Here is a 24,119-nt window from a genome sequence, read left to right as displayed (position 1 = left end):
CGACGAAGGTCGCTTCCATCGGATCGTTCGTCACGCGCTTGGCGCCGCCCGGCAGGTTGTTCTTCTTGACCCAGTCCGCGAACATCGCCTTGAACTTCGCGTTCTCGGGATTGCGCAGCGACATGAAGTAGTTCCAGGCGGCCAGGTTGCCGACCAGCGGCTTGGTGTCGATGCCGCGCAGTTCTTCCTCGCCCACCGAGAACGCCACCACCGGCACGTCGGTGGCCTTGAGGCCCTGGTTGCCGAGTTCCTTGTAGAACGGCACGTTCGAATCGCCGTTGATGGTGGAGATCACGCAGGTCTTGCCGCCTTGCGAGAAGGTGCGGATGTTCGAGACGATGGTCTGGTAGTCGCTATGACCGAACGGCGTGTAGACCTCCTGAATATCGGCATCCTGAACACCCTTCGATTTCAGGAACGCGCGCAGGATCTTGTTGGTCGTGCGCGGGTACACGTAGTCGGTGCCGAGCAGGAAGAAGCGCTTGGCGGCGCCGCCTTCGGCGCTCATCAGGTATTCGGTGGCGGGGATCGCCTGCTGGTTCGGCGCGGCGCCCGTGTAGAACACGTTGCGCGACATTTCCTCGCCTTCGTACTGCACCGGGTAGAACAGCAGGCCGTTCAGTTCCTCGAATACCGGCAGCACCGATTTGCGCGACACCGAGGTCCAGCAGCCGAACGTGACGGCGACCTTGTCCTGCGTGATCAGCCCGCGCGCCTTCTCGGCGAACAGCGGCCAGTTCGAGGCCGGATCGACCACCACCGGCTGCAACTGGCGGCCCATCACGCCGCCCGACTTGTTGATCTCCGCGATGGTCATCAGCGCGGTGTCCTTCAACGAGGTCTCGGAGATCGCCATCGTGCCCGACAGCGAATGCAGGATGCCGACCTTGATCGGACCTTTGTCCGTGCTTTGTGCCAGTGCCGACGGCACCTTTGCTGCCAGACCCGCTACCCCGACTGCCGATGCGACCTTCAAGAACTCGCGCTTTTTCATGGATCGTCCCAAGTGGTTGAATGTTGTATCTGGTCTTGGATACAAGACGATATTCAAAAGAGCAGCTTTCGTGCCAGCACGGTAATTCAAGGTTTGCGAGGAAGGATCAAGAAAAAACGGGCCCAATTTGGACCCGTCGAGAACCGATTTCGGTGCGCGGCAGCGTCAATCTGGTGCGCGGCGCGGGGGGCGATGCATCAGTCGGGCGTGCATGAATCAGGCGTCTTCGCGGCTGCTGTATCGTTCGCGCGCGGTTTGCATCATGTACAGCGTGATGCGTTTCACCTCGGCCTGGCTTTCCGCGATGTGCTCGCGGATCATCGTTTGGGCCGGCGCGTCGTCGCCGGCCGCAATCGCATCGAGAATGGCGGCGTGCTCCTGGTAGGTCGCCGTGATGCGTGGCGCTTTCGTGAAGTCGAGGCGGCGGATGATGCGGATGCGCTCGGTCACGTCGGCGTGCATGCGTGCCATTTCCAGATTGCCGACCGCGGCCACCAGGCCCGCATGGAACGCCTCGTCCAGCGCGGCCACTTTGACGCCATCCTGCTCGCGCTTGCGGGGCGGCACGCACCAGATGCCGCGCAGGGTCGCGAGTGCCGGTTGCAGATCTTCGGCGACGATACGCGCGATCGCATTGGTTTCCATCATCACGCGGATCTCGTACAGATCCTCGAAATACTTGAAATCGAACGCCCGTACCTGCCAGCCGCTCTTGAAGTGCACGTCGACGTAGCCTTCGCGCTGCAGCCAGAACAGCGCCTGCCGCACCGGGGTGCGGCTGACCTGCATGCGCGTGGCGATGTCGCCCTCACTGAACTTGTCGCCGGGCAACAGCCGAAAGTCGAAAATGTCGGCCTTCAACTGCGCGTAGATCTGCGCGGCGAGATTGCTGGGTTGCCGAGACAGGCCGTCGGGCGCGCGATTATCCACCATGAGAAATTCCGGAAGCGGTTGACTGAAGCGGGGGCGTCATGCGAGGGAAACCAGCGGATCGCCTGCCTGGACCATCATACCTGCTCGACAATGGAAGTCCTTAATCGTCCCGTTGCGTGTGGCGACCACCGGAAACTCCATTTTCATGGCCTCCAGGATCATCAGCGTGTCGCCCGCGCTGACCGTGTCGCCGGGCGCGGTGGTCAGCTTCCAGACGTTGGCGCTGATGTCGGCGCGGATCGCGTCGACCTCGGCGTCGCCGCCGGCCGATCGGCGTTCCTCGTTGGGCAGCGCTTCGGCTTCGGATGCGCCGCTCGTCGCCCAGTGTGCGACTTCGGCATCGAACGCCGCCCGCTGGGTTTGCCTGAACTCGCGCAGTTCGGGTTCGATGCCGGCGAGAAACGCGTTGTAGGCGCCGAGGTCGAAGACTTCCTCTTCGATGCGCACCGTCTCGCGGCCTTCGCGGAAATCGGCACGCAGCGCATCGAGTTCCGCTTCGCTGACGGGGTAGAAGCACACCTGGTCGAAGAAGCGCAGCAGCCACGGCTTGCCCTCCACGAACAGGCGGTTTTTCAGGAACTTGTTCCAGATCGGCAGGGTGCGGCCGACGAGCTGATAGCCGCCCGGCGAATCCATGCCGTAGATGCACATGTACACGCCGCCGATGCCCACCGTGCCTTCCGCCGTGTAGGTGCGGGCAGGGTTGTATTTCGAGGTCAACAGGCGGTCGCGCGGATCGACCGGCACCGCACAGGGCGCGCCGAGATACACATCGCCCAGGCCCAGAACCATGTAGCGCGCGCGATACAAGACGTCGCGCACCGCGTCCACCGAGGCGAGCCCGTTGATGCGCCGCATGAATTCCGTATTGCTCGGCAGCCACGGCGCCGTGTCGCGTACCGATTGTCGGTAGCGGGCGACCGCGTCGAGCGTGGCCGAATCCTCGAACGCCATCGGCAGATACACCACTCGGCTCGGCACCTTCATGGTGGCGATGTTGCCCAGCGTGTCGTCGGCCGCGGCCAGCGCGCGCACCAGCGAGCGTTGCGGCAGCACGCGGCTGTCGTAGCGAACCTGCAGCGAGCGCACCCCCGGCGACAGCTCCAGGATGCCGGCATGATCGGCCTGCTCGAGTGCTTCCATCAGCGCATGAATGCGAAAGCGCAGGTTCAGGTCGAGCACGTTTTCGCCGTATTCGACGAGGATGTACTTGTCGCCGGCCTGGCGGAACACCGTCTTCGGACGATCGCCGTCAGCCGCCGCCTCGAACAGGATCGGCGAACCGCGGCGGCTCGCGAGCGCGGGCGCATTGCCCGCGACACCGGCGCAGAAGTCGATCATCGTGGCGTCCTGCCTGCGCTCTAGCGCCAGTGCATCGTCGAAGCCCATCTCGCGGAAGCGGATGCGATCGCCCGGTTTGACCTGGCCGACCTTCCAAAGCTCGGCCTTGGCGATCGTGACCGGGCACACGAAGCCGCCGAGGCTCGGGCCATCGCGGGTCAGGATCACGGGCATGTCGCCCGTGAAGTTGATGCTGCCGATCGCATATTCGCAATCGTGGATGTTGGACGGGTGCAGGCCGGCTTCGCCGCCATCGGAACGGGCCCATTGGGGCTTCGGGCCGTTCAGGCGAATGCCGAGACGGTTCGAGTTGTAGTGCACTTCCCACTCGCTCGAAAAGAACGCCTCGATCGATTCCGGCCTGAAGAAGTCCGGGGCGCCGTGCGGGCCATACAGCACCCCGATTTCCCAGGTGTTGCCGTAGGTCGGCACGAGCGAGGCCGGCAACGCCTTGGGCGCGAAGGCCGGCGAGAGCGCGGCGCTGGCGGGCAGCGCCGGATCGGCGATCGGCAGCACGTCGGCCGCGCGCAGCGTGCGGCCGGCATGACCGCCGAACTGGCCGAGCGCGAAGGTCGAGCGGCTGCCGAGATAGCGCGGCATATCCAGGCCGTTGCGCACGGCCAGATAGGTGCGGCAGCCGCTTTGCGCCTTGCCGATCCGCAGGGTCTGGCCGGCCGACACCTCGACGGGTGCCCAGAACGGAACCGGCTCGGCGTCGAGTGTTGCATCGGTCGGGGCGCCGGTCAGCGCGATGAGCGTATCCGCGTGGAAGCGAAGGGTGGGCCCGAGCACCGTGGTTTCGATGCCGGCCGCTGCCTCGACGTTGCCGACGATGCGGTTGGCGATGCGAAACGCCCAGTCGTCCATCGGGCCGGAGGGCGGCACGCCGATGTCCCAATACCCGACACGGCCGGGATAGTCCTGCACGGTGGTGTAGGTGCCGGCCTCGATCACCTCGACCACGGCGGGGCGGTACGCGAAGCCGTCCAGATAGCGCGTCGATACGCGGCCGCTGCCGAAGCCGTCGCTCGCCACCACCTTGCGCAGATAGTCGAGATTGGTGGTGATGCCGGACAGTCGCGTCGCATCGAGCGCCCGACGCATCGCGGCAATGGCGGCCGGGCGGTCCTCGCCGTGCACGATCAGCTTGGCGATCATCGGGTCGTAATGCGCGGACACCTCGGTGCCCGTTTCGACCCAGCCGTCGACCCGCACGTCGGCCGGGAACGCGACTTCGGTCAGCGTGCCCGGGCTCGGCGCGAAGTTGCGCAACGGGTTCTCGGCATAGATGCGCACCTCGATCGATGCGCCGCGCGGCACGATCTCGCGATCGAGCGCGGGCGGCTCGCCGGCGGCGGTCGCGATCATCCACTCCACCAGGTCGATGCCGGTCACGCGCTCGGTGATCGCATGCTCGACCTGAAGGCGCGTGTTGACCTCCAGAAAATAGAACGATTCCTGTGCGGCGTCGTAGATGAATTCGACCGTGCCGGCCGAGCGATATGCCACCGAGCGCGCGAGGCTGGCCGCCGAGGCCAGCAGGTCGCGGCGCACGCGCTCGGGCAGGTTCGGCGCGGGCGTTTCCTCGACCACCTTCTGGTTGCGGCGCTGCAGCGAACAGTCGCGCTCGCCGAGGGCGAGCACGTTGCCCAGGCCGTCGCCGAAAATTTGCACTTCCACATGACGCGCGCGGTCGACGAAGCGTTCGACGAACACGCCGCCGTTGGCGAAGAACGATTGCCCGAGCCGCTGCACGGATTCGAAGGCGGTCACGAGTTCGGCTTCGTCGTTGCAGCGTGTGAGGCCGATGCCGCCGCCGCCGGCGGTGCTCTTCAGCATCACCGGATAGCCGATCGCGGCGGCGGCCTCGCGGGCGGCCCGCACATCGGCCAGCAGGCCGGAGCCGGGCGTGAGCGGCACGCCGGCCTGTTCGGCGAGCGCGCGCGCGGCGTGCTTGAGACCGAACTGCTCCATTTGGTGCGGCGTCGGCCCGACGAAGGCGATGCCCTCGGCTTCGCAGCGTGCCGCGAACGCCGAATTCTCGGACAGGAAACCGTAGCCGGGAATGATGGCCTGCGCACCGGTACGCTTGGCTGCCTCGATGATCAGGTCGGTGCGCAGATAGCTCTCGGCGGCGCTATGGCCGCCGAGCGCAATCGCTTCGTCGGCTGCGCTCACGTGCAGGCTGTTGCGATCGGCATCGGAGTAGACGGCCACGGAACGGATACCCATGCGCTTGAGCGTGCGGGCGATGCGGCAAGCGATTTCACCGCGATTGGCGATCAGGACGGTATCGAACATGGCGGCCTCTCAGGCGCGGGTCGCCACGGCCGCGGCCTGGCGGCTCGCGAGATAGCTGGCCCAGCCGCCGAATTCGGTGATGTCGAGCGCGTCGGGCAGCGCATAGGGCTCGCAGATGAAGCCCTTGACCTGCCGGCCGTCGGCGAGCGTCAGCGTGCCGATGCCGAGCGGCGAGGGAATCCCCGCCACGAACGAGCCGAACTCGGTGGCCGCGATGTCCCACAGCTCCACCTTGATCGGCGCGCCGGTGGCCGAACGCGCGAGGCCGGGCTTCGGCGGCGTGGTGTTGGCCAGCGCGTACAGGCGATAGTGGGAGGCGGTGGTGGTGGCTTCCACGAAACGCGCGTGCCGCGAGCTCAGTTCGTGATTCAGCGGCATGCCGCGCAGGTGCGCGCCGACCACGGCCACGCGGATCATGCCGGCTGCCGGCGCCACGCTGGCGGCGGCGGGCCTGCCGCTCGACAGCGGCGCTCCGGTGGCGCCGCGTGTGAGGCCGGTGGCGCGATGCCAGTCGCCCGCGAATTCGGCCAGCGCGCGTTCGCGCCATGCGTCGCCGATCAGGGTGATGCCGAACGGCAGGCCGTCCTCGCGCAAGTTGGCGGGCACCGCCACTGCGCTCCAATCGAGCAGGTTCACGAAGTTCGTGTACTTGCCGAGATTGCTGTTCAGGCGGATCGGGTCGGCCAGCAGTTCGACGATCCGGTAGTGGGTGGGAGCCGTCGGCACGATCAGTGCGTCGAACCGGGCAAGCAGTGCATCGGCCTCGCGCTTGAGGTCGGCCAGGCGGTAAATGCCGTCGAACGTGTCGGCCGCCGAAAATTCACGCGCCTTGAAGATCACGTCGCGCACCACGGGATGGATGTCCGTCTCGTGCGTCGAGGCGAATTCGCGGATCGCGGCATAGCGCTCGGCGACCCAGGGGCCGTGATACAGCAGCGCCGTCACGCGGTCGAATACCGAGAAATCCACGGGCACGCAGGTCGCACCGCGCGCCTCCAGGTGAGCGACGGCCGCGTGGAACGCACGCTCGGACAATACGTCGCCAAAGAACTCGGGCGCCGCGGGGATGCCGAAACGCGGTGCGTCGGCCACGCGCCATGCAGCCGAACCGGCGGGTTGGGCGCGCGACAGGCCGTCCTTCGCGTCGAGTGCGGCGGCGACGTCGTACACCCGGGTTGCGTCTTCGGTGGTCGTGGCGAACACGGATACGCAGTCGAGCGTTCGGCACGCCGGCACCACGCCGGTGTTGCTGAATGCGCCTCGTGTCGGCTTCAGCCCGACGATATTGTTCAATCCGGCCGGGATGCGGCCCGAGCCGGCCGTATCGGTGCCGAGCGAGAACGGCACGATGCCGCGTGCCACGACGCGGGCCGATCCCGAGCTGGAGCCGCCGGAGATGTACTCGGGATCGAAGGCATTGGCCGGGATGCCGTACGGCGTGCGCACGCCCACCAGGCCGGTGGCGAATTGATCGAGATTGGTCTTGCCGATCGGGATGGCGCCGGCCGCCACCAGGCGTGCGATCAGCGAGGCGTCTTCGCCGGGGCGGTAGGCGAAGGGCGGGCAGCCGGCGGTGGTGTCGAAGCCTGCGACGTCGATATTGTCCTTGGCCGCGAACGGCACGCCGTACAGCGGGAACGCGGCGATGTCGCCGTCGGCGTCGGCCAGCCGCGCCGCCAGTGCCGCGAAGCGCGCGCGCAGCGCCTCGGCCGTTGCGACCGAGATCCAGGCACTGTCGTGCGTATCGAGCGAGGCAAGCAGTTCGCCGATGCGCTGCTCCGGGGTGGCGCCTGCCTGATAGTCGGCAATCCAGTCCGCAATCGTCCAGCCGATCATCTCGTATTCCCTCTTGTGTACAAGTTTGGAGGGAGAGAAGCGAGAGTCGTGCCAGATCGGGGCGTGCTCGAGGAAAGCACGGCTGCATCGGGCGTTGGAGCCGCAAGGGCGGCATGGCGTGGTTGCGCCGTGCACGAATTTGGCTCGTCGCACGATGAATCCTGGTGCGGCGGGTGAAGTTGGTGCATCGAACCGTTGACCGTGGGCATGGGTGCCCGGCGCCAGATCAACGGCTTTTCACGGCGGCGTTTCCTCGGATCTCGACCCGCAAGGCATCGAAGAAAACGACGGGATACATCCCATGACTGCATCGTTACCGTCGGATATCGTACCGACTTTCGGCACGCGCCCGCGCAACCTGACATATCGCCGACGCGGGCTCGCGAAGGCATGACGATGATGAACCGATATCCAGGTGCGGCCTGGGTTGCCCACGCGATACCGCGTACCGTTCGCGCCACTGTCCAACCTCTTCGCGCTCAAACAGCGCGCGGAGCCGCCCCAGCAAGGCGGATGTCGAAGCCGGCGAAGCGCCGGCTTTTGATTTTTATCGGCGCGGCGGCGCCTTGACCGGCCCGTTCGCGGTTGCACGTTCCTGAGCATTGAATCGAACGATGCGTAACGAAAATCCGAACATCAACGCCATTCCGACCACGATGCCCCACATTGCCGTTGTCATCTTGCTACCTCTTTGGTGATAAAGACATGGCCACTGCCCGAATCGCGCGCATCGAAGCGCGGATTGCCCGTGTGGTCTGATTATTCTGCCTCTGAACGCGGAGCGTGTCGGTTCGCCACGAGACGGTGTTGGCTGCGCTGCCAGGCAGGGCGGCAAGCGTGGCGAACGCCGCCGCCGACGCGGGTTCGCATCGAAAGCGTCATGCAGCGTACCGATTGCGTGCGCCCGATGCGGCACCATGACACGTGCCACGCAGGTTCGCGAGGCGAGGAGCGGTGACATGGACTATCCGATCTACATCACGCGGCGTGGCCCGTTTCGTTATCGCGGCACGTTGGCGGATTTCCCCGAGGCGGTTGCGGAGGGCGACGCCTACGCTGCATTGCCGGATCAGGTCGTGCTGCGCGCGATCGCCCTGTATCACCGGGGGCCGCGCCTCGTTCCCCCGCCGACCACCGACATGGCCGTCCTCCAGGCGTCGTCGCTCGATACCGGCGACGGCATCTGGCGTTTCGTCGAGATCGAGCCCGGGCGCATTCTGTCGAGTTCCGTGCATATCGGCGTGTGTCTGCCCGAGCGCGTCGTGCAGGATATCGATCGCGCCGCCCGTGCCCTGCATGTGAGCCGCGACGAGATCGTGGCGTCGGCGTGCCTGCATGTGACCACCCAATCCGTGCGTCTGGTCGTGCCCGACGGCGCCGAATCGATGACGCAGTAGTCTCGGGCGTGCGCCCGAGCGCAGATTTCCTTTCCCGGCCGCTTTCCGACGCGCGGCGAACCACGGGGCGATGCCGCGGTTGCGCCATCGGTCGCGAAGTTCCGGGAGACCGCAGGGTGAAAGACTATTTGGCGTGGCCGGCACGATTCGTCGCGTCGCATCGCGCGCCGCCATGGCGTCATACCCGCCCGGTGCGGGAGGAATTTTTCGGCGAGGAGCGGCTGGCGCACCATGCGGCCAGGCTCGCGAGCGAGCAACACGTGCTGCCCGGCCCGCAGTCCGGCCCCTCGCTCGGGCGGCGGCTCAAGGACAACGCGGCGCATCTTCTCGACGCCTACCGCAACACGATGGCCGCCGACACGCGCGACGAGGCGCTCACGCCCGCCGCGGAGTGGCTGCTCGACAACTACTACCTGGTGGCGGAGCAGGTCCGGCAGGTCCGCGACGATCTTTCCCCTCGCTATTACCGGCAGTTGCCCAAATTGAGCGGCGGCCCGTTCGCCGGCTATCCGCGCGTATTCGGGATCGGCTGGGCGTTCGTCGCGCACACCGACAGCCGCTTCGATGTCGACAATCTCTGCCGTTTCCTGAACGCCTATCAGGCGGTCGCGCCGCTGACGATCGGGGAGCTGTGGGCCGTCGCGATCACGTTGCGGATCGTGCTGATCGAAAACCTGCGGCGCCTCGCCGATCAGATCATCGACGACCGGCGCGCCCGCAGGGATGCCGATGCGTTCGCCGATCGGCTGCTCGGCGAGGGCGGCGCGCCGCGCACGGCGCCGGCGCTGTTGATTGCCCGCTACGGGCGCGCGCCGCTGCATGACGCCTTCGCGGTCCAACTGATCCAGCGGCTCCACGATCCCGACCCCGGCGCCGCGCCGGTGCAAGCCTGGCTCTACCAGCATCTGGCCGAGCGTGGCACCACACCGGATCAGATCGTCGCCTCCGTCAACCAGCAGCAGGGCGCCGCGAGCCTGACCGTGCGCAACGTGATCACCAGCATGCGGCTGATCTCGGAGGTGGACTGGGCGGATCTGTTCGAGCGCGTCAGTCTGGTCGATCAGGTGCTCGGGCGGTATCCCGGCTTCGTGCAGATGGATTTCGCGACCCGCAACCGGTATCGCGATGCGATCGAGGCGCTCGCGCGCGGCGCCCCCGTCAGCGAGATCGAGATTGCCCGGCGCGTGGCCGCCGACGCGGCGCCGGACGCCGACCCCGCGGCGGTGATGCCGACCGCGCTGCGGCGCGATACCGACCCGGGGTACTTCCTGCTGGCGGGCGGGCGCAGCGGGCTCGAAGCGGCGATCGGCTACCGGCCGCCCGTGGCGTTGTGGTTGCGGCGCACGATCCGGCGGGCCGGCCTCGGCGGCTACCTGGCCCGCATCGCGGGGTTCGCCGCGCTGCTGCTCGGCGTGATGCTGGCATGGCTTACCCGCTTTGCGTTGCGGGCGGACAGCCTGATCGTGCTGGCCGCGGCCGGCTTGCTGCCGGTGCTCGATGTTGCGGTGGCGCTGGTCAATCGCGGCGTGATGCGCGACATCGGCGCGAGCATCTTGCCGGGTCTGGCGCTGGCGGACGGGATTCCGGCCGATCTGCGCACGGTCGTCGCGGTGCCGGTGCTGCTGACGACCGAGGCCGCGCTGATCGAGCAGATCGAACAACTGGAGATCCACCATCTCGCCAGCCCGGGCGGGGCGCTGCATTTCGCGCTGCTGTCCGACTGGACCGACGCGCCGACGGCGCGCGTGGCAGCGGACGACGCGCTGCTCGCGAGCGCGCGCGCCGGCATCGAGCGGCTGAACCTGCGCTACCCGGCGGCATCGGGCGATTGCGCGCGGTTCCTGCTGCTGCATCGGCGGCGCGTGTGGAGCGACGGCGAGCGGTGCTGGATGGGCTGGGAGCGCAAGCGCGGCAAGCTGCACGAGCTGAACCGGCTGCTGCGCGGCGCGACGGATACCTCGTTTGTCGGCCTGCCGGCCGGTGGCTCGCACGCATCGTCCGCCGAGATGGGGGCGAGTGTCGACACCGGCACGCCGCCCCCGGTGCCCGCCCAGGTGCGCTACGTCATCACGCTGGACGCCGACACGCGCCTGCTGCGCGATACCGTGCGCCGCCTGATCGGCAAGATGGCGCATCCGCTGAACCGGCCGGTATTCGACCCGGCGAGCCGGCGCATCGTGGAAGGCCACGGCATTCTGCAACCCCGCGTGAGCGCCTCGCTCGCGAGCGGCGACGAGGGGTCGCTGTTCCAGCGCATCTCGTCGAGCGCGCATGGCATCGATCCCTACGTGTCGGCGGTGTCGGATGTCTACCAGGACCTGTTCGACGAAGGCTCGTACGCGGGCAAGGGCATCTACGACATCGATGCGTTCGAGGCGGTGCTCGGCGAGCGCGTGCCCGACAACACGATGTTGAGCCACGATCTGTTCGAAGGCGTGTTCGCGCGGGCCGGGCTGGCGTCGGATATCGAGGTGGTGGAGGCGTCGCCGTCACGCTACGACGTCGCGGCCGCGCGCCAGCACCGCTGGGCGCGCGGCGACTGGCAACTGCTGCCGTGGCTCGCGTTCGGCCGCGGGCCGCTGCCCGCGATCGGCCGCTGGAAGATGCTCGACAACCTGCGCCGCACGCTGAGCGCGCCGGCCGTGTTCGTCGCGCTGCTGGTCGGGTGGACGGCGCCGCTGCCGGTCGCGCTCGCCTGGAGCGCCTTCATCCTCGCGACGATCGCGCTGCCGTTGCTGCTGCCGGTACTGAGCAGCCTCGTGCCGCGCTGGCGCCGCACGCACATGAAGCTGACCACGCGCAGCGTCCTGCACGCATGGGCCGTCGAACTGCGCTTCGCGCTGGTCCGCTTCGGCCTGACGGTCGCGCTGTTGCCGGAGCAGGTGTGGTCGATGGGCGACGCGATCGGGCGGACCCTGTTCCGGCTCGGGTTCAGCCGGCTGCATCTGCTGGAATGGACCACCGCCGCCGCGTCCGGCGCGCATGGCCGGCACACGCTCGCCGGCACCTTCGCGCGGATGCGCGGCGGGCTTGCGCTCACGCTGCTCGGTGCGGCCGCCGCCGCCCAGGCCCCGCGCGCCGATGCCCGGACGGCCTGGGCGGCGGTACCGCTGGTGCTGGTGTGGCTTGCCGCGCCGGCGATCACGTATTGGCTCAGTCGCGCGCCGCGCGCGGCCGCCGACCTCGCGGTCGCGCCGGCCGATGCGCGTGCGTTGCGGCACGCCGCACGCCGTACCTGGCGCTATTTCGAGACGTTCGTGACCGCCGACGACCAGATGTTGCCGCCGGACAATTTCCAGGAAGATCCGAAGCCGGTCGTCGCGCATCGCACCTCGCCCACCAATCTCGGCCTGTATTTGTTGTCGATCGCGAGCGCGCGCGAGTTCGGCTGGCTGGGCACGTTCGACGCGGTGGCGCGGCTGGAGGCGACGTTCGCGTCGATGGCGCGGCTCGCGCGCCATCGCGGCCATTTCTACAACTGGTACGACACGCGCAGCCTGGCGCCGCTCGAGCCGAAATACGTGTCGACGGTCGACAGCGGCAACCTGGCCGGCCACCTGATCGCGCTCGGCAATGCCTGCCGCGCGTGGGCCGCCCGGCCGGGTGGGGTGGGCCGGGCGGCGGCGGCCCGCGGTATCGGCGACACGCTCGCGCTGCTGCGCGATGCGGTGCGGATCGACGGCGGCGACCGCACGCCCCTGCACGACGAATTCGAGCGCGCCGCGATCCGGTTGGCCGCCGTGCTCGACGAGGCGCAGGGCGAGGATGTTGACGATCTCGCCGAGCTCGCTCCCACCGCGTCGGACCCGGCGCTCGCCGCCGACGCGTGGCCGGCGCTCGCCGCGACGCTGGCCGCGACGTTGGCCGATCTAGCCCGCGCGCTGGTGGACGACGTGGTGCGGGTGGGCGGCCGCGACGGCGCGGACGTACGGTTCTGGGCCGGCGCGCTGGAGCGTGTCGCGCAAGCCCAGCTCGACGACCTGCGCATCACGACGCAGGCCGCCGTCGCGCTGAACGCGCGCCTGCATGGGCTGGCCGACACGGCGCTCGCCACCGCCAACGCGATGGCGTTCGGCTTTCTCCTCGACCCGGTGCGCAATCTGCTGTCGATCGGCTATGCGGTGGCCGACGGCCGCGTCGATCCGGGCAACTACGATCTGCTCGCCTCCGAGGCGCGGCTGTCGAGCTTCGTGGCCATCGCGAAGGGCGATCTGCCGCTCGCGCACTGGTTCCGGCTCGGCCGGCTCGCGACGCCGATCGGCCAGGGCGCGGCCTTGGTGTCGTGGTCCGGCTCGATGTTCGAATACCTGATGCCGTCGCTGGTGATGCGCGCGCCGGCCGACAGCCTGCTCGCGCGCACCAACCAGCGCGTGGTGGGGCGCCAGATCCGCTACGGCGTGGAACTCGGGCTGCCGTGGGGGATGTCCGAATCGGCCTACAACGCGCGCGATATCGAGCTGACCTACCAGTATTCGAGTTTCGGCGTGCCGGCGCTCGGCCTGAAGCGCGATCTCGATCAGCACCGCGTGATCGCGCCGTATGCGACCGCGCTCGGCGCGATGATCGCGCCGGCCGCCGCCGCGCGCAATTTCGAGCGGCTGCGCGCGGCCGGCGCGGGCGGGCGCTTCGGCTTCTACGAGGCGCTCGACTACACGCCGGCGCGGGTGCCGGAAGGCATGCCGGTGGCGCTGGTGCGTGCGTTCATGGCGCACCACCAGGGCATGTCGATCGTCGCGATCGCCAATGCGCTGCTCGGCGGCCGGATTCGCGCGTTCTTTCACATGGAGCCGGCGGTCCGCGCGACCGAGCTGCTGCTGCAGGAACGGGTGCCGAGCCGGGTCGCGGCGGCACGGCCGCGGATCGACACCGCCCCGGCCGGCAAAATGCGCGGCAGCGAATCGTCGTTTGCGCGGCGCGGGGTGCTGGTGGAGGAACCGTCGCCCGTGACCCATCTGCTGTCCAACGGCCGCTATACGGTGATGCTGACGGCCGCCGGGTCCGGCTACAGCCGCCGCGACGATCTGGCCGTCACGCGCTGGCACGAGGATGCGACACGCGATCACTGGGGCAGCTACCTGTATCTGCGCGACGCCGACAGCGGCGCGGTGTGGTCGGCCACCTGGCAGCCGAGCGGTGTGGCGCCGGACACGTACGAGGCCACCTTCACCGAGGACCGGGCGGAATATGTGCGCCGCGACGGCACGCTGACCACCACGGTCGAGGTGCTGGTATCCGCCGAGGACGACGCGGAGGTGCGCCGCGTGTCGGTCGTCAACCACGGTGCGCGTGCCCGCGTGATCGAATTCACGTCGTATGCGGAAGTGGTGCTCGCGCCCGCCGCCGCCGATCAGGCGCATCCGGCGTTCTCGAAGCTGTTCGTCGAGACCGAGTACGTGCCGGTGTCCGGTGCGATTCTCGCGACGCGTCGTCGGCGGGCGCCGACCGACAGCCAGGTCTGGGCGGCCCATCTCGCGGTGGCGACGGGCGAGACGGTGGGCGCGCAGGAGTTCGACACGGACCGCATGCGCGTGATCGGCCGCGGCCGTGGCGTGCGTCTGCCGCTTGCCCTCGCCGAGTCGCGCGAGCTTGCCGGCTCGCAAGGGGCGGTGCTGGACGCGGTCTTCACGCTGCGTCGGCGGCTGCGCATTCCACCCGGCGCGAAGGCGAGCATCGCGTACTGGACGATCGTCGCGGATTCGCGCGAACAGGTGCTCGATCTGGTCGACAAGCACCGCGACGGCGACGCGTTCGCGCGCGCGGCGATGCTGGCGTGGACGCAGGCGCAGGTGCAATTGCGCCATAGCGGCGTGAGCCTCGACGAGGCGGCGCTGTTCCAGCAACTGGCCGGCGCGCTGGTGTACAGCGATCCGTCGATGCGGCCGAACTCCGCCGTGCTGCTGCGCCATGCGCTCACCGCGTCGGCGGCGGGCGCGGTGGGCGCCTCGCCGCTGTGGGCGCACGGCGTGTCGGGCGATCTGCCGATCCTGCTGGTGCGGATCGACGACCTCGAGCATCTCGCGGTGGTGCGCCAACTGATCCGCGCGCATGACTACTGGCAGGCGAAGCGGCTCGCCGTCGATCTGGTGATCCTCAACGAGCGCGCCGCGTCCTACGTGCAGGATCTGCAGGCCGCGCTCGAAGGCTTCGTGCGGGTGCGTCCGTCGGGCGACGCGGCCGGGCGCGGCGGCGTGTTCGTGCTGCGTGCCGACCGGATGACCGATGCGGCGCGCGCGCGCTTTCCGGCGGTGGCGCGCGTGGTGCTCGCCGCGCGCAACGGCCGGCTGGTCGACCAGTTGCGGCGTCTCGCGAGCGCGCCGGCCGTGCCGCCGCCGGACCCGCCGCGCCTCTCGTGGCTGCCGCGCGCGATGCCGAAGCCCGACGACGCGCCGGTATCCACCGCCGATCTCGACTACTTCAACGGCATCGGCGGCTTCGCGCGCGACGGACGCGAATACGTGGTGATCCTGCAGGGCGGCCTCTGCACGCCGATGCCGTGGGTCAACGTGATCGCGAACCCGGTGTGCGGGTTCATCAGCTCGGCCGAAGGCGGCAGCCATACCTGGGTGACCAACAGCCGCGAGCATCCGCTGACGCCGTGGTCGAACGATCCCGTCGCCGATCCGTCGGGCGAGGCGTTCTACCTGCGCGACGACGAGACGGGCGCGCGCTGGGGGCCGCAGGCGAACCCGATGCGCAGCGTGGCGGCCGGCGCCGATCGCTACGTCGCGCGTCACGGGCAGGGCTACAGCCGGTTTGCGCATACCGAGGCCGGCATCGCCGCCGACCTGCTGCAGTTCGTGCCGCTCGCCGATCCGGTGAAGATTTCCCGGCTTACGTTACGCAACCTCTCGGGGCGAGCGCGCCGGCTGTCGGTCGCGACCTGCGCAGAGTGGGCCTTGGGTCCGTCGCGCGGCGTCGCGGCGCCGCATACCGTGACCGAGATCGATGCCGTCACCGGCGCGCTGTTCGCGCGCAACGATTGGCAGCACGCGTATCCCGGCCGGGTGGCGTTCTCCGATCTGTGCGGGTTGCAGACCTCGTGGACGGGCGACCGGCGCGAGTTCATCGGCCGCAACGGCACGCCGGCGGACCCGGCCGGCTTTCCCGGCGAGATCGACGCGCCGCTGCTGTCGGGCCGCGTGGGCGCCGGCCTCGATCCATGCGCGGCGTTGCAGACGCATATCGAACTCGCGCCGGGAGGCGTCGCGGAAATCGTCTGGCTGCTCGGCGAAGGCGCCGACCGGGAGGCGGCACGGCAATCGGTCATGCAGTACCGGTGCGCGGATCTCGATGCCGTGTTCGCGGCCGTCACGGCATCCTGGGACGAGACGCTCGGCGCGCTCCAGGTGCGCACGCCCGACCGCGCGATGGATCTGATGCTGAATCGCTGGCTGCTGTACCAGACGCTGTCGAGCCGCATCTGGGCGCGCGCGGGTTTCTATCAGGCGAGCGGCGCATACGGCTTTCGCGATCAGTTGCAGGACGGCATGGCGCTGGCGCTCGCGCGGCCGACGCTCACGCGCGAGCACCTGTTGCGCGCCGCGGCGCGGCAGTTTCCGGAGGGCGATGTGCAGCATTGGTGGCTGCGCGAAACCGGCAGCGGCGTGCGCACGCGGATCAGCGACGATCGCGTGTGGCTCGCCAGCGCCATCGCGCATTACGTGGAGGTCAGCGGCGAGTGCGCCGTGCTCGATGTGCCGGTGCCGTTCCTCGACGGCCGGCCGCTCGCGCCGGACGAGGCGGACGCGTTCTTCGTGCCGGGCGTGTCCGATACCGGCGCGCCGCTGTTCGAGCACGGGGCGCGGGCGCTGGAGCAGGGGCTCGAACAGTTCGGTGCGCACGGGCTGCCGCTGATCGGCACCGGCGACTGGAACGACGGCATGAACCGGGTGGGAGAAGCGGGGCGGGGCGAGAGTGTCTGGCTTGGCTGGTTCCTGTACGCAACCCTGATCGCGTACGCGCCGCTCGCTCGGGCGCGGGGCGACACCGCGCGGGCCGAACGCTGGCTCACGCGCGCCGCGGCGTTGCGCGAGGCGCTCGACCAAGCCGGGTGGGATGGCGCCTGGTATCGCCGCGGATACTTCGACGACGGCACGCCGCTCGGTTCGAGCGGCCGCGCCGAATGCGAGATCGACGCGATCGCGCAGTCGTGGAGCGTGCTGTCGGACGGCGCGGCCCCCGCGCGAGCGCGCACCGCGATGGCGTCGCTCGACGCCCGCTTGACCCGACGCGACGAGGGTCTCGCCTTGCTGTTCGCGCCGCCGTTCGACCGACCGGCGAGCGGACGGGCGGCGGGCACCGATCCCGGCTATATCGACGGCTATCCGCCCGGCATTCGCGAGAACGGCGGCCAGTACACGCACGCCGCGGCGTGGTCGGTGCTCGCGTATGCGAAGCTGGGTGACGGCGAGCGCGCGGCGCAGCTGTTCGCGATGCTCAATCCGGTCAGTCGCAGCCACACGCGCAGCGGTGCGAACCGTTATCGGCTCGAACCGTATGTGGTGGCGGCGGATGTCTATTCCGTCGCGCCGCATGTGGGGCGCGGCGGCTGGAGCTGGTACACCGGATCGGCGGGGTGGCTCTATCGCGCGGGTATCGAGGGCTTGCTCGGCGTGCGCCGGCAAGGCAGCGTGCTGTCGATTCGGCCGTGCCTGCCCCGCGCCTGGCCGGGTTTCGACCTGACGCTGCGCCACGGCTCGGCGTGGTACGAGATCGCCGTCAAGCGAGCGGAGGACGAAGCGGTGGAGGGCTGCGGGATCGTCGTCGACGGCGAGCCGTTGCCGGCCGGGCAAACGACGCTGCGCCTGGCCGACGACGGGCGGCGACACGACGTGCTCGTCACGTTCGGCCGGATGCCGGCGAGCGACTCAGCGTAAGCGGCAATGGCGATTGCCGCGGATGAACCGGGATGGGATGACGGGCTTGGGCGTGCGATCGGCAGGCACCGGTTGCGACAGGGGCGTCGGCAACAGGGGGCAGGGATGGTCCATGCGGACGGTTCCCGTGAGGAACCGCCCTGAAGCTTCATGAATCGAGACGGCATGTCAAATAAATTTGACGTCTTTCTGCATCATTCGATTCATGCCGTCGGTGAGGTTCAACGCGCGTGTTTCGGCGCGTCCTTGTGCGTATCGTGCGTCTTTTGCGGTTGGCGGACGGCGTCCTTCGCGTCCTCGGTGCCTTGCTTCGCGGGCGCGGCGTCGTCGTGATGCGCGTCCTTCGATTTGCTCTTCTTGCTCTCGTTGTGATCGGTGGTGTGTACCTTGACCATGGTGATGCTCCAGTGCAGGTTGGATCGGTGGACGAAACGCGGTGCGGGCCGGCCGGATGGGGCCGGACGCCTTCGCGTGAAACGGTCGATCGCCGCGTTGATCTCGCGGCCTCGACTTCGGTGCCCGTTACAGCAGCAGGCCGGGCGGATCGTTCGATATCGCCTGCTCGGTTGCCGTCCAATACGGGCGACGGTGGTAATGCGCATGGATTTTCAGGCCCCATTCCAGATCGGTCATCGACGGCCAATCGGATTTTTCGAATACGGGCGCGTCCTTCACGCTGTCGGCCGTGACGCCGAGCCGGAAGCATGCTTCATCGGTATCGAGCGTGAGCGCACTCCATGGAATTGCGCGAAGGCTGTCGCCGATGCCGAGAAAGCCCCCGCTGGACAGCACCGCGTAGGCAACTCGCCCACTGCGCACGTCCAGCATGATTTCGGCGATCTTGCCGACCTCCTCGTTGTCGGACGAGATCACCTTGTCGCCGCGTAGCGTGTCGGCCGCCATGATGTCGGGGCCGGGCCCGTCGCCTTCACCACGGCCGATGATGCCGGCGCCGTCCGGTGTGGCCGATGCGGGCCGGTTCGGATCGATGGTCGTCATGATGCTCTCCTGAATTCATTGGAAAGGATGCCGAAACGATTTTCCGGACGGCATTTCGATAGTCATGCGGGCCGCATGACGGGCGCAGCGCGAACTGACGAGGGGACGGGTCAGGAACACGCCGGCGTGGGCTCGGGGCGGCGTGGCCTGCCGGCACGTTGGCTGTTTCGACGGGTGAGCCGCATGCAGGCTCGGTACGACTGTGCGCGCGCCCGATCGTCGAATCGGTACGGCATCGTACGAATTCGGCGGGTTGATGGAAGCGCTTTCAGGGCCGCGCGATCCGCCCGCGGGTGCGTCGGCACGGCCACGCACGACGTGCGACGTCGCGCGCATGCCGTCACACGCTCATGCGGCGGTCTTGAGCGACGGTGCGCCGTCGGCGCTCGGGTGCGAACGGTTCGCCTGCGCGAGTTGCGCGACGGGATTCAGGGCGTCGATCATCGAGCTGGGAATCAGGATCGTGGCGCCGCGTTCCTTGGTGGTCTCGTAGATGATGTTCATCGCTCGCAACTGCAACGCACCCGGATGGTCTGCGTACACCTGCGCCGCCTCGACGAACTTGCCGGCAATTTCCGCCTCCGCCGAGCCGAGAATGACCCGCGCCTGTTTTTCGCGCTCCGCCTGCGCCTGGCGCGACATCGAATCCTGGAGGGCAACGGGAATCGCCACGTCACGCGTCTCGACCGAACGCACGGTGACGCCCCAATCGGCCGTCTTGCGGCCGATTTCCTGGCACAGATGCGCGTCGGCGGTCTTGCGATCCGACAGCAGGGTCGCCAGCATCGACGAGCCGATCATCTCGCGCAACGATGTTTGCGCGACGCGATCGATGGCCTGCCGGTAGTCGGTGATCGCGAGCGCGGCCTTTTGCGCGTCGTGAACATGCCAGAAGATGATCGCGTCGACATTGACCGGCACGGTGTCGCGGGTCAGGGCCTGCTCGGCGTTGAACGCGGTGGTCTGGATTCGCTCGTCGATGACGGCGACCACAGTGTCGAGGATCGGCACGATCATGAAGAAGCCGGCGCCCTTGACGCCTTGCAGCTTGCCGAGGCGCAGGATGACGAATTTTTCCCAGGTATTGGCCACTCGCACCGATGCCATCACGAGGGCCGCGACGACCAACAGCCCGATGCCGAGCGCGATGGCGCCCAGCATGCCGGCGAGCAGCGCGGCGAGGAGGGGCAGGAATGCAAGAACCAATCTGACGGGACTCACGATCATCCTCCATTCCGGTAACGGCTGCGATTGCCGGGCACGATGGTGCAGATCGTTTCGCAGACGTCCTGAGTGCCGCGGCGAACCGCGGCACTCGCTCGAATTCTGCTTCCGATGGCACGGAAAATCCGTACGCTGTCATACCGAATCATGCCGAATCATGCCGCAGGTGCATCGTGCGAACGTCGATACCGCCATCGATGCGTAGCGCGGTTCGATGGGCGTATCGAGGCCTTGAATCGACTTGGGTGAGCGATCCGGTTTTGTTCTTGCTTATCGGTGGCGAAGCGCGCAGGCTGGCCCGGTCTGTTCGACGTATCAGGGGCCTGCGCCGCCCGAATCCATTCGCGCAAATCGTTGCTCAATCAGGAGCGGATCATGACGATTCCCACCATCGATTACCGAGGCCACGAGCTTCGCGCCTATGCCCAATCCCTGTTTCCGCCGCTGGGCGACCCGTATTTGCCGGGGGCCAGGCGATTCGGTTCGGTCGTGCGGATCGACACGATTCCGTCCACGTCGGCACCGGCCATGCGGTACAGGACGATCTTCGCGAACGGTGAGCCGCCTACCGAGGCGCTGGCGCTCGACGGCGCAATCCAATTCGGCAAGGACATCGTCGACGGCAAGATCACGGCCGTTCCGATCGGACCGACCTGATTTGCGCGGTTGCGTGGCCCGGAAACCGGGAGCCGTTCGTTTCTATATCGGGGCGATGTGCGGCCGGCGCTCGTGCGTTGGCCGATCCGGAGCCGGCCTGCCGCTCATGAAATCAAATATCGATTCTGCGGGCCGCCGACATATTGCCGCTGTGCGATCTTGAGCAGCGTGTCGCGAAACGCGTCGAACGCAACCAGCATCGCGTGCTCGTCGGAGCCCATGTCGGGTTGCAGGCTTCTGAGTACGGCGTCGTCCACCATGAAGCTGATTTCACGCGAATTGTCGTAGCCCCAGAAACACACGCAATGCCGGGAGGCATCGTAGCTGCGGCTCGGATTGGGGAATTGAAGCACCGTGGCCGGCTTTCTGAAATAACGATTCATGGCGATATCGAAGCCTCGCGTTGTCATGCCTGACGTTGAAAAAGCGCCGCTCGACCGGGACTTCGATCTGGCGGCGCCTTCGCGATTGCGATATCACTGACGCTTCGCGGCCTCCTTCTTCAGCTTCTTCGCATCCTTCTTTTCCTTCGGTGTCTTGACTGCGACTTTCTTTTCCGATTTTCGGGCGTCTTGGGCTTTGCTCATTACTGCCTCCTTCCGTAAAACATTCATAAAGTGCGCCGTGGATGCATCGCAAGGCGCTTGCGATCGAAACGGTGCGGCGACGTGGTCGCGTCTGGAATCGTCGTTGTTGAGTATAGGCACGTTTCGTGCGGCAGCCGCGCCAATTTTTTTGTCGGCCGCTGCCGGCGGTCGAGATGGTGCATCATCGCGCCGATCGTGGTCGACTTGCCGGGCACCGGTGTCGCAGGAGGCGTTGGCCGGCAAGGCGCCGGATCCGAGTGCTGCGTCCAACTTCCATGTCGCGGCACCGAGTGACTGAGCGTCTGGTCGGGGGAGGTCGCAACCAGTTCGGGCCGTGGTGACCGTCTGTCGTATTCGACCGATCCTGCTTCCTGCCTGTCCGAGAAACGCCGCCGCATTTTCCGACGCGTCCTATATCGGGCATTCGAGCCTGCTCAGTAGAATTTCCTCGCGCTCATGACGTGCACGGCGTTCGGGCCGCACACCGTCGACGCGCGAGTCGGCCGGGCCGGGACGCTTCCGGGCCCGGCCCGGATGAAATCAAGCAAGATGGCGCCGGGGCAGCCTGCCTGCGCGCCACATCGAGCAGGTGAAAACATGAAGATTCGATATCTCACTTCCGTCGTGCTGATGGCACTGACGTATGCAAGCGCTGCCGTTGCCGCGGAGCCCGCGGCAGCAGTGGCGCCCAAGGCCGCCTCGTCGTCTGCGGCCGCCGACGACGTGCGCAGGCTGTCCGCTCAGGGCAGCGAGGCCTACCGCGACATCGTGCTGGCGCGTCTGGCCATCTTCAACGGCAAGCCCGCGCTCGCGAAGGATCTGGTCAAGCAGGCGCGCGCATCGCTCGCGAAGGCCAAGACCGACGGCACCGGTTACCTGCGCGCGGAATCTCAGTTGAAGCAGCCGGTTTCGCCCGAGCATGCCGCGAGCAACGAAGCCGGCAAGTCGATCTACTGGCTGCCCGTGGAGGGCGACGTGACGGTCGCCGACGACTTCGAGAAGACGCCGGACAAGCTCGCATCGATCAAGGCGGCCAACGCGCACCTGAAGCAGGGCCAGCGCCAGAAGGCCGTGGATACGCTGCGCCTGGCCGGTATCGACGTGACCTACACGCTCGGCCTGGTGCCGCTCGAACGCACAGTCGGCGAGGTGGACAAGGCGCAGGATCTGCTCGACGTGGATATGTACTACGAAGCGAACAACGTGCTGCGCCACGCGCAGAACGACGTGTGGTTCGACAGCGTCGAACTGCACGGCAAGCCGGTGGCCGTGGGCGCGAACGCCGCTTCTGCCGCGGGCAAATAAGCGCATCGGGCGACGCGATCGCCGAACGATCCGTCGGGTTTCGGGCCGGGCTGCATGCCCGGCTTTTTTACGTCCGGTCGAAGCCTCGAAGCCTCGACGGCGCGGCCGGCGCCGATATCGGCAAGCGAATTCAAGACTCGCCAAAAATCGGACCCGTACGACCCCGCGCTCCACGAATCTCGTACCGGTCAAATGGATGTGAAAAGTGTGCATCCCTAAACTTCTCCAGGTCGCGTAAATGCATCACGCAGTGCGACGCACACATCCTCGCGGCCGGCACCGGGCTGCGCACGATAACTATCTGGAGTACCAACGATGAACAAGAACAACGTCAGCCGACTCGCGCTCGCCCTCAGCCTCGGCGCAGGCGCCATCGTCGCCATGCCGGCCGCGCAGGCCGCCGACGGCACGATCAACTTCAACGGCCAGCTCGTCGACCAGACCTGCACGATCGACGTGAACGGCGTGGTCACGCCGGCCGTTGCCACGGTCACGCTGCCGACGGTCACCACCGGCCTGCTGCAGACGCTCGGCCAGACCACCGGCCAGACCGGCTTCACCGTGAAGCTCTCGCAGTGCGTGGGCCCGGCCAAGACCGCCTCGACCTTCTTCGAGAACGGCCCGACGGTGGATCTGACCACCGGCAACCTGAAGAACACGTCGGTCGCGGCGGGTGCGGCGAAGAACGTCCAGCTGCAACTGGTCGACGCGTCGAACGGCTCGGTGATCCAGGCCGGCAACACCAACCAGGTGACCGGCACCACGCGCGTGTCGCTCGACGCCAGCGGCTCCGCCGTGATGCCGTACGGCGTGCAGTACTACGCGCTGGGCGCGACCACCGCCGGCCCCGTGACCAGCTCGGTCACGTTCTCGGTCAACTACCAGTAAGCCGGCAGCGGCGTGCGCGGCGTGCGCCCGCCGCCGCCTTCATCGAGTTCCCGTCATGAGAATCCCCTGTCTGCTCCGCATGCTGGCCGTCGCGGGCTGCGCGTTCGCGATGCTCGAACCGGCATCGGCCACCGTGGTGATCACGGGCACGCGCGTGATCTATCCGTCCGACGCGCGCGAAGTCACCGTCAAGCTCGACAACAACGGCACCGTGCCGGCGCTGGTGCAGAGCTGGATCGATCACGGGGATGTCAACGAGGATCCGAACGCGGGCGGCATGCCGTTCACGCTGATGCCGCCCGTCACCCGCATCGATCCGGCGAAGGGGCAGACGCTGCGCCTGCTCTACACGCACGATCCGCTGCCGCAGGACCGCGAATCGGTTTACTGGCTCAACGTGCTGGAGATTCCGCCGAAGCCGCCGAAAGCCGTGGAGCAGGAGCAATTGCTGCAGATCGCGTTCCGCTCGCGCATCAAGATTTTCTTTCGCCCCGCTGGGCTGAAGGGCGAGGCCAACGACGCCCCGGCGCAACTCGGCTGGGCCTGGGAGCGCGACGCGGCCGGGCACGGCGGCGCCGTGCTGAAGGCCACCAACCCGACGCCGTACGACGTCAGCGTGGTGACCGTGCGCGTGAAGTCGGGCGGCAAGACCTACGAGTCCGACAGCCGGATGGTGACGCCGTTTTCCACGGCCACCTTCACGTTCAAGGATCTGCCGCGCGCGCCGGACGGCCCGCCGGTGCTCCGCTTCGATTCCGTCAACGACTACGGCGCGATCGTG

Annotated in this window: 15 protein-coding genes; 6 read left to right on the top strand and 9 right to left on the bottom strand. The window is 67.8% G+C overall.

The genetic code is table 11. From position 1 onward, the window contains the following. The 4 genes from ACYP33_RS16225 to atzF all read right to left on the bottom strand — a co-directional run. The coding region (locus ACYP33_RS16225; protein ID WP_459622816.1) for a transporter substrate-binding protein at window positions 1–994 on the bottom strand (994 nt) is incomplete at its 3' end. Window positions 995–1,210: 216 nt separating this feature from the next. After that, on the bottom strand, window positions 1,211–1,927 hold the full coding sequence (locus ACYP33_RS16220) for a GntR family transcriptional regulator (protein WP_459622815.1): 717 nt from the start codon (window positions 1,925–1,927) through the stop codon (window positions 1,211–1,213). A gap of 36 nt (window positions 1,928–1,963) precedes the next feature. Further along, a complete protein-coding gene (gene uca / locus ACYP33_RS16215) occupies window positions 1,964–5,569 on the bottom strand; it encodes an urea carboxylase (protein ID WP_459622814.1) in 3,606 nt (1,201 codons plus the stop codon). 9 nt (window positions 5,570–5,578) lie between these two features. Next, complete coding sequence (atzF, locus tag ACYP33_RS16210; RefSeq protein WP_459622818.1) at window positions 5,579–7,405, bottom strand: allophanate hydrolase; 1,827 nt, start codon at window positions 7,403–7,405, stop codon at window positions 5,579–5,581. 959 nt (window positions 7,406–8,364) lie between these two features. On the opposite strand from atzF, the gene ACYP33_RS16205 reads away from it, so the two are divergent. Continuing rightward, window positions 8,365–8,802 (top strand): type II toxin-antitoxin system HicB family antitoxin, encoded by a 438-nt coding sequence (locus ACYP33_RS16205; protein ID WP_459622813.1) that lies wholly within the window; start codon window positions 8,365–8,367, stop codon window positions 8,800–8,802. 116 nt (window positions 8,803–8,918) lie between these two features. After that, window positions 8,919–17,678 (top strand): GH36-type glycosyl hydrolase domain-containing protein, encoded by an 8,760-nt coding sequence (locus ACYP33_RS16200; RefSeq protein WP_459622812.1) that lies wholly within the window; start codon window positions 8,919–8,921, stop codon window positions 17,676–17,678. Between the two features lie 221 nt (window positions 17,679–17,899). On the opposite strand, the gene ACYP33_RS16195 is transcribed toward ACYP33_RS16200, so the two are convergent. The 3 genes from ACYP33_RS16195 to ACYP33_RS16185 all read right to left on the bottom strand — a co-directional run bounded on the left by ACYP33_RS16195 (window position 17,900) and on the right by ACYP33_RS16185 (window position 19,898). Beyond that, window positions 17,900–18,073: a hypothetical protein gene (locus tag ACYP33_RS16195; RefSeq protein WP_414442262.1), complete on the bottom strand. Its 174-nt coding sequence runs from the start codon at window positions 18,071–18,073 to the stop codon at window positions 17,900–17,902. Between the two features lie 127 nt (window positions 18,074–18,200). Beyond that, on the bottom strand, window positions 18,201–18,677 hold the full coding sequence (locus ACYP33_RS16190; RefSeq protein WP_459622811.1) for a PRC-barrel domain-containing protein: 477 nt from the start codon (window positions 18,675–18,677) through the stop codon (window positions 18,201–18,203). A gap of 348 nt (window positions 18,678–19,025) precedes the next feature. After that, complete coding sequence (locus ACYP33_RS16185; RefSeq protein WP_459622810.1) at window positions 19,026–19,898, bottom strand: slipin family protein; 873 nt, start codon at window positions 19,896–19,898, stop codon at window positions 19,026–19,028. Between the two features lie 378 nt (window positions 19,899–20,276). On the opposite strand from ACYP33_RS16185, the gene ACYP33_RS16180 reads away from it, so the two are divergent. Beyond that, window positions 20,277–20,558 carry a hypothetical protein gene (locus tag ACYP33_RS16180; RefSeq protein ID WP_414445610.1) on the top strand — a complete coding sequence of 94 codons (282 nt, stop codon included), beginning with the start codon at window positions 20,277–20,279 and terminating at the stop codon, window positions 20,556–20,558. 104 nt (window positions 20,559–20,662) lie between these two features. Here ACYP33_RS16180 and ACYP33_RS16175 read toward each other — a convergent pair whose 3' ends face one another. Continuing rightward, a complete protein-coding gene (locus tag ACYP33_RS16175) occupies window positions 20,663–20,941 on the bottom strand; it encodes a DUF1488 family protein (RefSeq protein ID WP_459622809.1) in 279 nt (92 codons plus the stop codon). Between the two features lie 93 nt (window positions 20,942–21,034). After that, window positions 21,035–21,415 (bottom strand): hypothetical protein, encoded by a 381-nt coding sequence (locus tag ACYP33_RS16170; protein ID WP_459622808.1) that lies wholly within the window; start codon window positions 21,413–21,415, stop codon window positions 21,035–21,037. A 327-nt stretch (window positions 21,416–21,742) separates the two neighbouring features. Between ACYP33_RS16170 and ACYP33_RS16165 the strand changes: the two genes are divergently transcribed. The 3 genes from ACYP33_RS16165 to ACYP33_RS16155 form a co-directional block, all read left to right on the top strand. Beyond that, complete coding sequence (locus ACYP33_RS16165; RefSeq protein ID WP_459622807.1) at window positions 21,743–22,450, top strand: YfdX family protein; 708 nt, start codon at window positions 21,743–21,745, stop codon at window positions 22,448–22,450. Window positions 22,451–22,765: 315 nt separating this feature from the next. Further along, window positions 22,766–23,338, top strand: coding sequence for a fimbrial protein (locus ACYP33_RS16160; RefSeq protein WP_414451608.1), 573 nt, complete (start codon window positions 22,766–22,768; stop codon window positions 23,336–23,338). A gap of 55 nt (window positions 23,339–23,393) precedes the next feature. Further along, window positions 23,394–24,119 (top strand): fimbria/pilus periplasmic chaperone (locus ACYP33_RS16155; protein WP_459622806.1); only part of this gene is annotated, 726 nt, incomplete at its 3' end.

This window comes from Burkholderia sp. 3C (genome assembly GCF_054589155.1).
This window is presented reverse-complemented; position numbering and strand designations above follow the sequence as displayed.

Bases quoted from the DNA above. Each gene is read 5' to 3' on its own strand.
- ACYP33_RS16205 (WP_459622813.1), top strand. From the start codon at position 8,365: ATGGACTATCCGATCTACATCACGCGGCGTGGCCCGTTTCGTTATCGC.
- ACYP33_RS16195 (WP_414442262.1), bottom strand. From the start codon at position 18,073: ATGGTCAAGGTACACACCACCGATCACAACGAGAGCAAGAAGAGCAAA.
- ACYP33_RS16180 (WP_414445610.1), top strand. From the start codon at position 20,277: ATGACGATTCCCACCATCGATTACCGAGGCCACGAGCTTCGCGCCTAT.
- ACYP33_RS16190 (WP_459622811.1), bottom strand. From the start codon at position 18,677: ATGACGACCATCGATCCGAACCGGCCCGCATCGGCCACACCGGACGGC.
- ACYP33_RS16220 (WP_459622815.1), bottom strand. From the start codon at position 1,927: ATGGTGGATAATCGCGCGCCCGACGGCCTGTCTCGGCAACCCAGCAAT.
- ACYP33_RS16165 (WP_459622807.1), top strand. From the start codon at position 21,743: ATGAAGATTCGATATCTCACTTCCGTCGTGCTGATGGCACTGACGTAT.
- atzF (WP_459622818.1), bottom strand. From the start codon at position 7,405: ATGATCGGCTGGACGATTGCGGACTGGATTGCCGACTATCAGGCAGGC.
- ACYP33_RS16175 (WP_459622809.1), bottom strand. From the start codon at position 20,941: ATGAATCGTTATTTCAGAAAGCCGGCCACGGTGCTTCAATTCCCCAAT.
- uca (WP_459622814.1), bottom strand. From the start codon at position 5,569: ATGTTCGATACCGTCCTGATCGCCAATCGCGGTGAAATCGCTTGCCGC.
- ACYP33_RS16160 (WP_414451608.1), top strand. From the start codon at position 22,766: ATGAACAAGAACAACGTCAGCCGACTCGCGCTCGCCCTCAGCCTCGGC.